7 protein-coding genes are annotated in these 11,821 nt (G+C 54.2%); 4 read left to right on the top strand and 3 right to left on the bottom strand.

Annotation, left to right across the window (positions count from 1 at the left end):
• Positions 1-168: 168 nt before the first annotated feature.
• Positions 169-4,137: a trifunctional transcriptional regulator/proline dehydrogenase/L-glutamate gamma-semialdehyde dehydrogenase gene (gene putA / locus R9X49_RS18525; protein ID WP_319849808.1), complete on the top strand. Its 3,969-nt coding sequence runs from the start codon at positions 169-171 to the stop codon at positions 4,135-4,137.
• Between the two features lie 66 nt (positions 4,138-4,203).
• Here the strand turns inward: putA and ppiC are convergent, their stop codons facing one another.
• Positions 4,204-4,485, bottom strand: coding sequence for a peptidylprolyl isomerase PpiC (gene ppiC / locus R9X49_RS18530; protein ID WP_015842110.1), 282 nt, complete (start codon positions 4,483-4,485; stop codon positions 4,204-4,206).
• A 160-nt stretch (positions 4,486-4,645) separates the two neighbouring features.
• Here ppiC and rep point away from each other — a divergent pair, with 160 nt between their 5' ends.
• A complete protein-coding gene (gene rep, locus R9X49_RS18535; RefSeq protein WP_319849809.1) occupies positions 4,646-6,673 on the top strand; it encodes a DNA helicase Rep in 2,028 nt (675 codons plus the stop codon).
• Positions 6,674-6,684: 11 nt separating this feature from the next.
• On the opposite strand, the gene ppx is transcribed toward rep, so the two are convergent.
• Complete coding sequence (gene ppx / locus R9X49_RS18540; RefSeq protein ID WP_319849810.1) at positions 6,685-8,181, bottom strand: exopolyphosphatase; 1,497 nt, start codon at positions 8,179-8,181, stop codon at positions 6,685-6,687.
• 6 nt (positions 8,182-8,187) lie between these two features.
• Positions 8,188-9,480 (bottom strand): ATP-dependent RNA helicase RhlB, encoded by a 1,293-nt coding sequence (gene rhlB, locus R9X49_RS18545; protein ID WP_319849811.1) that lies wholly within the window; start codon positions 9,478-9,480, stop codon positions 8,188-8,190.
• 118 nt (positions 9,481-9,598) lie between these two features.
• Here rhlB and trxA point away from each other — a divergent pair, with 118 nt between their 5' ends.
• A complete protein-coding gene (trxA, locus tag R9X49_RS18550) occupies positions 9,599-9,925 on the top strand; it encodes a thioredoxin TrxA (protein ID WP_010283883.1) in 327 nt (108 codons plus the stop codon).
• Between the two features lie 494 nt (positions 9,926-10,419).
• Positions 10,420-11,679, top strand: coding sequence for a transcription termination factor Rho (gene rho, locus R9X49_RS18555; protein ID WP_096617845.1), 1,260 nt, complete (start codon positions 10,420-10,422; stop codon positions 11,677-11,679).
• The last annotated feature ends 142 nt before the right edge of the window (positions 11,680-11,821 follow it).

Below are 11,821 nucleotides of genomic sequence, written 5' to 3' on the forward strand. Positions count from 1 at the left end.
CTGTCGCGGCGACGCTGTGTTTTATTGTCATCACTCAGGCCGGAACGAGGTCTGAAGGTGATAAGGGGCTGCAACCGCTCCATTTGTTAACAAGGTTGCACAAAGTTGCAACATGGTCGATATTGACGTTTTCCCGATGTGCATCTTCTAATGACAGGAGTGGACGCTATGGGCTCTACCACGATGGGTGTAAAACTCGATGAGGAAACGCGCGAACGCATCAAGGCTGCAGCACAGCGTATTGATCGCACACCGCACTGGCTGATCAAACAGGCTATTTTCCATTACCTCGAACGCCTCGAAAGCGGCCTCGACACTCCTGAAACACCGCAATGGGCGAACGTCAGCCACACTGAAGCGGAAGAGATTATGCCGCAATCTCGGGAAGAAGAAACCCACCAACCCTTTCTTGATTTCGCTGAGCATGTTCTTCCCCAGTCCGTTATCCGCGCCGCCATTACTTCTGTTTACCGCCGTCCCGAAAGTGAACTGGTTCCCATTTTGCTTGAACAGGCAAGACTTACCGACGAAATGTCAGAATTAACGCAGAAACTGGCTTATCGGCTGGCGGAGCAATTACGCAGCCAGAAAGCCGGAAGCGGTCGTGCGGGAATTGTGCAAGGGCTGCTACAGGAATTCTCACTTTCTTCTCAGGAAGGGGTGGCGTTGATGTGTTTAGCTGAAGCGCTGCTGCGTATTCCTGATAAATCCACGCGCGATGCGCTGATCCGCGACAAGATCAGCCGAGGGAACTGGCAGGCGCATCTTGGTCATAGCCCGTCGCTTTTTGTGAATGCCGCAACCTGGGGGCTGCTGTTTACCGGAAAGCTGGTGGCGACACATAACGAGGCGCACCTGTCGAATTCGCTGAACCGAATGATCGGGAAAAGCGGCGAACCGCTGATCCGCAAAGGCGTTGATATGGCTATGCGGCTGATGGGAGAGCAGTTTGTTACTGGCGAAACCATCGGTGAAGCGCTGGCGAATGCCCGTGAGCGAGAGGAAAAAGGTTTCCGCTACTCTTACGATATGTTAGGTGAAGCGGCGCTGACGGAGCATGATGCTGCCGCGTATCTGGCGGCCTATCAGCAGGCGATTCATGCTATCGGCAAAGCCTCGAACGGGCGCGGGATTTACGAAGGGCCGGGCATCTCCATCAAGCTATCGGCGCTGCATCCTCGCTATAGCCGGGCGCAGTATGACCGTGTAATGGAAGAACTCTACCCGCGTTTGCTGACGCTGACGCTGCTGGCGCGTCAGTACGACATCGGGATCAATATTGACGCGGAGGAAGCCGATCGACTGGAGATCTCACTCGATCTGCTGGAAAAACTCTGTATGGAGCCGCAACTGGCGGGATGGAACGGCATTGGGTTTGTCATTCAGGCTTACCAGAAACGCTGCCCGTATGTGATCGACGCGCTGATTGAGCTGGCACAGCGCAGCCGTCGGCGGCTGATGATTCGTCTGGTAAAAGGCGCGTACTGGGATAGCGAAATCAAGCGGGCACAGGTTGACGGGCTGGAAGGCTACCCGGTCTACACGCGTAAGGTCTATACCGATGTGTCGTATCTGGCGTGCGCTCGCAAGCTGCTGGCCGTACCGAATCTGATTTACCCGCAGTTCGCCACGCACAATGCGCAGACGTTAAGCACGATCTACCACATGGCGGGCAACAATTACTATCCCGGTCAGTATGAATTTCAGTGCCTGCATGGCATGGGTGAACCGCTCTATGATCAGGTGGTGGGGACGGTTGCGGACGGTAAACTGAACCGCCCATGCCGTATTTATGCCCCAGTCGGAACCCATGAAACGCTGCTGGCTTATCTGGTGCGGCGACTGCTGGAAAACGGCGCGAATACCTCGTTTGTTAACCGCATTGCGGATACCTCAATGGCGCTGGAAACGCTGATTGCCGATCCGATTAGCGGCGTAGAGGCGCTGGCAAAAGTGGAATGGATCATGGGGGCTCCGCATCCCCGCATTCCCCTGCCGCGCCAGCTGTATGGTCAGGCGCGGCAAAATTCGAGCGGGCTGGATCTCTCGAATGAGCACCGGCTGGCCTCGCTGTCCAGCGCGCTGTTGAGCCACGCGACGCAACCGTGGTATGCCGCACCGATGATTGAGGGAGAAAGCGACGCAAACGAAGAAAAGTCCGTGGTGAATCCTGCGGATATGCACGATGTCGTGGGCTACGTTCTCGATGCCTCGGTGGCGGATGTTGAGCAGGCGGTAGACGCGGCGGTACATGCCGGTCCCATCTGGTTTGCGACGCCGCCCGCAGAACGGGCTGCGATATTGAATCAGGCCGCCTCGCTGATGGAACGCCAGTTGCAAAGCCTTCTGGGGCTGCTGGTACGGGAAGCCGGGAAATCTTTCAGTAACGCGATTGCAGAGGTGCGGGAAGCGGTGGATTTCTTGCGCTATTACGCGGGGCAGGTTCGGGATTCCTTCACCAATGATACCCATCGTCCACTGGGGCCGGTGGTTTGCATCAGCCCGTGGAATTTCCCGCTGGCGATCTTCACTGGTCAAATTTCTGCCGCACTGGCGGCAGGAAACAGCGTGCTGGCGAAACCGGCTGAACAGACGCCGCTGATTGCGGCACAGGCGGTGCGTATTTTACATGAGGCGGGCATTCCTCAGGGCGTGCTGCAACTGCTGCCCGGACAGGGAGAAACGATTGGCGCAGCGTTGGTCAACGATGAGCGGGTACGCGGTGTGGTGTTTACCGGGTCGACGGCCGTTGCCAAAACCCTGCAACGCAGCATTGCTGGCAGGCTCGATCCACAGGGACGTGTGACGCCGCTGATTGCCGAAACGGGTGGTCTGAATGCGATGATTGTCGATTCCTCTGCGCTGACGGAACAGGTGGTGAATGATGTGATTGCCTCCGCGTTCGACAGCGCCGGACAGCGTTGCTCCGCGCTGCGTCTTTTGTGTCTGCAAGAGGACATTGCGGATCGCACGCTGGATATGCTGCGTGGCGCGATGGCGGAGTGTCGAATGGGGAACCCTGAACGCTTATCGACCGACATCGGCCCGCTGATTGATGCGGAAGCGAAAGAGAACGTAGAGCGGCATATTCAGACGATGCGGGCGAAAGGCCATACTGTATTTCAGGCAGCGCATCCGCAGGATGAGGAAACATGGCTGCACGGGACGTTTGTGAAACCGACTTTGATCGAGCTGGGCAAGATAGACGAGCTGAAAAAAGAAGTTTTTGGTCCAGTTTTACACGTTGTTCGCTATCAAAGCCAGCAGTTGGATACCACGATTGAGCAAATCAACGCGACGGGATACGGCCTGACGTTGGGCGTGCATACCCGCATTGATGAAACCATCCAGCGTGTGACGGGCAAGGCGAGGGTGGGCAACCACTATGTGAACCGCAATATGGTCGGCGCTGTTGTCGGGGTTCAGCCGTTTGGCGGTGAAGGCTTATCGGGAACCGGGCCAAAGGCAGGCGGGCCGCTTTATCTGTATCGCTTGCTGGCACATCGGCCAGATGAGGCGCTCGCGAAAGGGTTCGCGCAGCGGGATCGTGAGCAGGTTCCCGATGTTTCTGCCCGAGCGTCGCTGCTGGCGGGGCTACAGGCGCTGGAGGCGTGGGCGATTGCTGGTGAACGCCACGGGTTGGCTACGCTGTGCCAGCGTTACAGAGAATATAGCATCAGCGGGATAACGCGGCTGCTGCCGGGCCCGACAGGGGAAAGCAATACCTATACGCTGTTGCCGCGTGAACGGGTTTTATGTCTGGCAGAGACTGAGGAAGACCGCTTGATTCAGACGGCGGCGGTGCTGGCAACGGGCGGGCAACTGCTGTGGCCGGAAGGTGAGCGGGAGAAAACGCTCTATGAGCATTTACCCGCCGAGGTGCAACTGCATATTCAGTTTACCCCCGACTGGCAGCGGCACGACGTATCTTTTCATGGCGTCATTTATCACGGGGATGCCGATCGGCTACGGCAGCTGAGTAAAACGCTTGCAGAGCGCGATGGCCCGATTATTCTGCCGCTGGGCTATGCGCAGGGTGATACTCACGTTCAGCTTGAGCGTCTGCTGACCGAACGTTCTCTGAGTATTAATACTGCGGCAGCGGGCGGTAATGCCAGCCTGATGACGATAGGTTAAGAAAAAAAGCGCGCCAAACCAGAAGGTTGGCGCGCTTTTTCTATTTGTGTGCGTCGGCGTAATGACTTAGTTGCGGTACAGCACCTTGATCACATGGTAACCAAACTGGGTTTTCACCGGACCAAACGGTTTCAGCAATTCGCAGGAAAACACGGCCTTATCGAATGCCGGCACCATGTCGCCTTTACGAAATTCACCTAAATCACCGCCGTTGCGTTTTGACGGACAGGTCGAGTGTTTTTGCGCCAGTTTCTGGAAGTCTGCGCCTTTTTCCAGTTGAGCAAGAATGTCGTTAGCCTGCTGTTCGGTGTCCACCAGGATGTGCAGAGCTGCTGCGGTATTTGCCATGTCGTTACCTTTTTTGCAAAAGAGATTCCTGCGCGCAATGTAACATTTGCAACGCAAGATGTGGACTGCGACGTGCTTTCCTTAATAACAAATCCCTGGTCAAGATCGATACGGCTTTCTGCTACAATCGCCTTCCGTTTTATGAGTGAGCAAGATCGTTATGCGCTTAAACCCCAGCCAACAACACGCCGTCGAATTCGTCACCGGACCTTGTCTGGTACTGGCGGGCGCAGGTTCAGGCAAGACCCGCGTGATCACCAACAAGATTGCGCACCTTATCCGCCAGTGTGGCTATCAGGCTCGGCATATTGCTGCCGTGACGTTTACCAACAAAGCGGCACGGGAGATGAAGGAGCGCGTGGCGCAAACGCTGGGGCGCAAAGAAACGCGCGGGTTGATGATTGCGACCTTCCATACGCTGGGGCTGGAGATCATCAAACGTGAATACGCCGCATTGGGGATGAAATCCAATTTCTCCCTGTTCGACGATCAAGATCAGATGGCGCTGCTGAAAGAGCTGACGGAGCAGTGGCTGGAAAATGATAAGGTTTTGCTGCAACAGCTGATCTCGACGATCTCAAACTGGAAAAACGATCTGATCGATCCTGCTGGTGCGGCAGCGACGGCGCGTTCCGAACGCGACAAGCTATTTGTGCACTGCTACTCGCTCTATCATGAACATTTGCGCGCCTGTAACGTGCTGGACTTCGACGATCTGATTTTGCTGCCCACGCTGCTGCTGAAGCAAAACGCTGAGGTACGCGAACGTTGGCAGAACCGTTTGCGCTACCTGCTGGTGGATGAATATCAGGACACCAACACCAGCCAGTATGAGCTGGTTAAACTGCTGGTCGGCACCCGCGCGCGTTTCACCGTCGTAGGAGATGACGATCAGTCTATTTACTCCTGGCGTGGGGCGCGCCCACAGAATCTGGTGCTGCTACAGCAGGATTTCCCCACGCTTGATGTGATCAAGCTGGAACAAAACTACCGCTCATCCGGGCGTATTCTGAAAGCGGCCAATATTCTCATCGCCAATAACCCGCACGTTTTTGAAAAACGGCTTTTCTCGGAGCTGGGTTACGGCGATGAACTCAAAGTGATTACCGCCAACAACGAAGATCACGAGGCAGAGCGGGTCGTTGGTGAGCTGATTGCCCATCACTTTATTAAAAAGACCCAGTATGGTGACTATGCCATTTTGTATCGTGGTAACCATCAGTCGCGCCTGTTTGAAAAGATGCTGATGCAGAACCGTATTCCGTATCGCATTTCTGGCGGCACGTCCTTTTTCTCTCGTCCTGAAATCAAAGATTTGCTGGCTTATCTGCGCGTTCTGACCAACCCGGATGATGACAGCGCGTTCTTACGCATTGTGAACACGCCCAAACGTGAGATCGGCCCGGCGACGATGAAGAAGCTGGGTGAGTGGGCGGGACAACGCAATAAAGGCCTGTTCAGCGCGAGCTTTGATCTGGGGTTGAGCCAGTCGCTGACCGGACGTGGGCTGGAATCCCTGCAACGGTTTACCCAGTGGCTGGCGGAAATCGCCCGTCTGGCAGAACGTGAACCGGTAGCCGCCGTGCGCGACCTGATTCATGGGTTGGACTACGAAAGCTGGCTATATGAAACCTCGCCCAGCCCAAAAGCCGCGGAAATGCGGATGAAGAACGTCAATCAGCTATTTAGCTGGATGACGGAAATGCTGGAGGGCTCCGAATTGGATGAGCCCATGACGCTGACGCAGGTGGTGACGCGCTTCACGCTGCGGGACATGATGGAACGTGGAGAAAGTGAAGAAGAGCTGGATCAGGTACAACTGATGACGCTGCATGCGTCCAAAGGCTTGGAATTCCCGTACGTCTTTCTAGTTGGGATGGAAGAAGGTCTGTTGCCGCACCAAAGCAGCATTGATGAAGACAATGTTGATGAAGAACGTCGTTTGGCGTACGTGGGGATTACGCGCGCACAGCGTGAACTCATCTTCACGCTGTGCAAAGAGCGCCGCCAGTATGGTGAATTGGTTCGCCCTGAGCCGAGCCGCTTCCTGCTGGAATTGCCGCAGGATGATGTTGTGTGGGAAACAGAAAGGAAAGTGGTCAGCGCACAAGAGCGTATGCAGAAAGGTCAGGCGAACGTTGCTAACATCCGAGCGATGTTGGCGAAAGCAAAAGGGGAAGGGGAGTAAGCTTTCCCCCGTTAAGCTGGGGTTTCTTCCAGCATCAGCGGCCAGTGTACGTAGCTCTGCCAGCGGCTTTCCTGTTCCAGCATTTCTGCCCGTAATGGATGCTGTGCCAGCCAGCCCGCAGGCAGAATCAAACGCAGCGTTTCGCCTTCTACGCGTAATCGTACGGCTGGCAGCGTGTCATCGCGGCGGCGGCTGGCAAAAATAATCGCCAGGCGCAACAGACGGCACAGGCGCTGTGCCTGATTGACCGGCAGCGCGTTCTGCTGACTCAGCGGCATTAAATCGACAGGGTTAATCTGGTTTTGCAGGAGTGTGGCTAACAGTTTCTTCTGGGCGGGCGTAAAGCCGGGGAGATCGCTATGGCGAATCAAATAGGCTGCATGCTGGGGCGACTGGCGAAAATCGATGCTCAAGCCGATTTCGTGTACCAGACAGGCGCTGCGCAGTAACTCGCGACATCGGTTATCTAACTGCCAGTCACGGGCAACCTGTTGCAGAAAGTTGTCCGCCAGCGTACTGACGCGTTTAGCCTGTTCGGCATCCAGCAGGTAGCGGCGTTGCAGCGTCGCCAATGTACGGTGACGGATGTCCTGATCGACAGGCAAATGCAACATGCCATAGACCAGCCCTTCACGCAGCGCGCCACCAGCCAGCGTCATCGTTTTGATGTCGAGCTCCTGGAAGATTGCCAGCAGGATGGCTAATCCGCTGGGAAAAACCAGCGCGCGTTCCAGCGTCAGGCCTTCAATTTCCAACTCTTCCAGCTTATCGCACTGAATCGCATGCTCTTTAAGCTGCCTGAGCTTCGGCAGGGTAATGTATTCATCCATTCCCTGCGCAACCATGATTTCTTGCAGTGCTTGTACTGTGCCGGAGGCGCCGACGCAGATTTGCCAACCCTGCTCGCGCAGAGAGGCGGCAACGGGGCGTAGCATTTCACGCGCTGCTTGTTCCGCGCGTTCAAAATTACCGGCTTCCAGATTGCGGTCGCTGAAATAGCGATCCAGCCACGTGACGCATCCCATCGGGAGGCTGATCAACTGGGTCGTTTTTGCGCCAACTCCCGTAGCCAGCTCGGTGCTGCCACCGCCGATATCCACGACCAGACGCGCATCCGGGCCGCCCGTCGTATGTGCTACGCCTTGATAAATCAGGCGTGCTTCTTCTTCACCGCTGATAACCTGAATCGGCAAGCCCAGAATTTCCTGGGCCTGTTGCAGAAACTCGTCAGCATTCGTTGCCAGCCGCAGGGTGGCGGTCGCGACGACGCGCACCTGATCCTGCGGGATGTCCTGCAACCGTTCGGAGAACAGCTGTAGACACTGCCAGCCGCGCTGCATCGCGTCCTGCGAGAGCCGATTCTGTTTATCCAGCCCTGCCGCAAGGCGGACTTTACGCTTTATTTTCGCCAGCGTCTGAATGCTGCCTGCGGTTTCCCGGGTGACCAGCATATGGAAGCTGTTCGAGCCGAGATCGATGGCAGCGTAAAGTGAAGAAGAGCTCAGCATCGACGGTTAATCCGCTCGTTTACGGTTATTACGAGGCGCTCCACTGCGGCGCGGCGCATTGCTATGTCGGCGCGGGCCATTATTGGAACGCGGTGGGCGCGCTAAACGCTTCGGCGCGGGTAAATCATTCATCAGCGCGTCGCTGTTGTATTTGCTGACCGGAATGTTGTGACCGATATAGGTCTCGATAGCCGGGAGGTTCAGTGCATACTCTTCACAGGCCAGGCTGATAGAATTTCCGCTTTGTCCCGCACGGCCAGTACGGCCAATACGGTGAACGTAGTCTTCGCAGTCATCCGGCAGGTCGTAGTTAAAAACGTGGGTCACGGAAGGAATATGCAAACCGCGCGCTGCAACGTCCGTTGCCACCAGAATATCCAGATTGCCCTGGGTAAATTCTTCCAGAATACGCAGACGTTTTTTCTGTGCGACGTCGCCCGTCAGCAGCCCAACGCGATGACCGTCGGCAGCCAGATGGCCCCAGATGTCTTCGCAGCGATGCTTGGTATTTGCGAAAATAATGCAGCGGTCCGGCCACTCTTCTTCCAGCAGTGTCTGGAGCAGGCGCATTTTTTCTTCGTTAGACGGATAAAACAGTTCTTCTTTAATGCGATGGCCGGTTTTCTGCTCCGGTTCAACTTCCACGTACTCTGCGTTATTCATCTGTTCAAACGCGAGTTCACGCACCCGATAGGAGAGCGTAGCGGAAAAGAGCATGTTCAGACGCTGTGCCGCTGGCGGCATGCGGCGGAACAGCCAGCGAATATCTTTGATGAAGCCGAGATCGTACATACGATCCGCTTCGTCCAGCACGACGACCTGAATCGCGCCCAGGTTGATATGGTTCTGTTTGGCGTAATCGATCAGGCGACCGGTGGTACCGATCAGAATATCAACGCCGTTTTCCAGCACCTTAAGCTGCTTGTCGTAACCGTCTCCACCGTAGGCTAAACCCAGTTTTAACCCGGTAAGGTGAGACAGCGCTTCTGCGTCAGAGTGAATCTGGACAGCCAGTTCACGGGTTGGTGCCATAATTAAGGCACGTGGTTGATTGGTTTGACGCTCTGCGTTTGCAGGGTGTGAAAGCAAATAATGGAAAGTAGACGCGAGAAAAGCCAGCGTCTTGCCGGTACCGGTTTGCGCCTGACCTGCAACATCACGCCCTGACAGAGCCAATGGCAGAGCTAACGCCTGAATAGGCGTACAGTTATGAAACCCTTTGCTTTCAAGAGCTTCAATAACCTGCGGGTGCAGGGCGAAGTCGGAAAACTTCTGTTCAGTTAAGTGTGTTTTGCTCATAGTGTGGTAGAATATCAGCTAACTATTGCTTTACGAAAGCGTATCCGGTGAAATAAAGTCAAGCCGTTGTTGGTTAATGCTACACCAACACGGTAGAAATAATCCTGCGGAGTAAAATATGAGCGATAAAATAATTCACCTGACTGATGACAGCTTCGGCACGAAAGTACTGCAAGCTGAGGGCGCTATCTTGGTTGATTTCTGGGCTGAGTGGTGTGGTCCTTGCAAAATGATCGCTCCTATCCTGGATGAAATCGCCGAAGAGTTTGAAGGTAAACTGACGGTTACCAAACTGAACATTGATGAAAACCCGGCTACTGCGCCGAAATATGGTATCCGTGGTATCCCCACTCTGCTGTTGTTTAAAAACGGCGAAGTCGCTGCGACAAAAGTCGGCGCATTGTCCAAAGGGCAACTGAAAGAGTTCCTGACGGCGAATCTGTAATTAGCTTTATACCCCCCAAAAGGGTATTGCCGGCGGGCGCAATCGGGCAATATGCAATTCTCATATTGACTGCTTGCCGCTCGTCGGGAAGCGTGCTAGATTCTTCATTACTGCATATCGTACTTGCCTATGTTTAAGCCCTTAGGCTTAAGCCTGAAAGTTAGAGTCTAAAGCATTATTCTGTGTCGAAATCGAAAAATCGTTGTTTTACAAAGTAATTTTCTACAACACGATTGTTTTACAACACGTTTGTGATCCGATTTGGGCAGTCTACTAGTTTTATAATACTTGGTTTTATGTGTCTTCGATCTCCTGCCGTTGATTTATGCGGATATCGTTTATGCGGATGTTGTTTTGCGCGGATGTAATGCGCTTCAGGTGTGAAACCAGACAGGAATCCGGTGGTTGAAGGCTGTTATAGAGGCACGGATGACCCTGCCATACCATTCACGTTAATAGTTCGAGATTTACCCCGAGTTAAAGAACCCACCACTATGAATCTTACCGAATTAAAGAATACGCCAGTTTCTGAGTTAATTGCTCTTGGCGAAAATATGGGGCTGGAAAACCAGGCCCGCATGCGTAAACAGGATATTATCTTCGCTATTCTGAAACAGCATGCCAAAAGCGGCGAGGATATTTTCGGCGATGGTGTGCTGGAGATATTGCAGGATGGCTTCGGCTTTCTTCGCTCCGCAGACAGCTCCTACCTCGCAGGCCCCGATGATATCTACGTTTCTCCCAGCCAAATCCGCCGTTTTAACCTCCGCACTGGTGACACCATTTCTGGCAAGATTCGTCCGCCGAAAGAAGGTGAACGCTACTTTGCGCTGCTGAAAGTTAACGAAGTCAACTACGACAAACCTGAAAACGCCCGCAACAAGATCCTGTTCGAAAACCTCACGCCACTGCATGCAAACTCTCGTCTGCGTATGGAACGCGGTAACGGGTCGACAGAAGATCTGACGGCGCGGGTGCTGGATCTGGCTGCGCCGATTGGCCGTGGTCAACGTGGTCTGATTGTTGCACCGCCTAAAGCAGGTAAAACCATGCTGCTGCAGAACATTGCGCAGAGTATTGCCTACAACCATCCTGACTGCGTGCTGATGGTACTGCTGATTGACGAACGTCCGGAAGAAGTTACCGAGATGCAGCGTCTGGTGAAAGGCGAAGTGGTTGCGTCAACGTTTGATGAGCCAGCTTCCCGTCACGTTCAGGTTGCCGAAATGGTGATCGAAAAAGCGAAGCGTCTGGTTGAGCATAAGAAAGACGTTATCATCCTGCTGGACTCCATTACCCGTCTGGCGCGTGCCTATAACACCGTTGTTCCGGCTTCGGGCAAAGTGTTGACCGGTGGTGTGGATGCTAACGCCCTGCATCGTCCGAAGCGTTTCTTCGGTGCGGCGCGTAACGTTGAGGAAGGCGGTAGCCTGACTATCATCGCCACTGCGCTGGTGGATACCGGTTCCAAGATGGACGAAGTGATTTACGAAGAGTTTAAAGGTACAGGTAATATGGAACTGCACCTGGCGCGTAAAATCGCAGAAAAACGCGTCTTCCCGGCGATTGATTACAACCGCTCCGGTACGCGTAAAGAAGAATTGCTTACCACCTCTGAAGAATTGCAGAAGATGTGGATTCTACGCAAGATCATTCACCCAATGGGCGAGATCGACGCGATGGAATTCCTGATCAACAAGTTGGCGATGACGAAAACCAACGATGAATTCTTCGATATGATGAAACGTTCATAAATCCGGGCGTTCATCTATATATACCCTAAATAATTCGAGTTGCAGGAAGGCGGCAAGCGCACGAATCCCCAGGAGCTTACATCAGTAAGTGACTGGGGTGAGTAAGGGAAGCCAACGCACATGTGGCTTGAAGTATGACGGG

The sequence above is a fragment of the Pectobacterium carotovorum genome (genome assembly GCF_033898505.1).
GTDB lineage: Bacteria > Pseudomonadota > Gammaproteobacteria > Enterobacterales > Enterobacteriaceae > Pectobacterium > Pectobacterium carotovorum_J.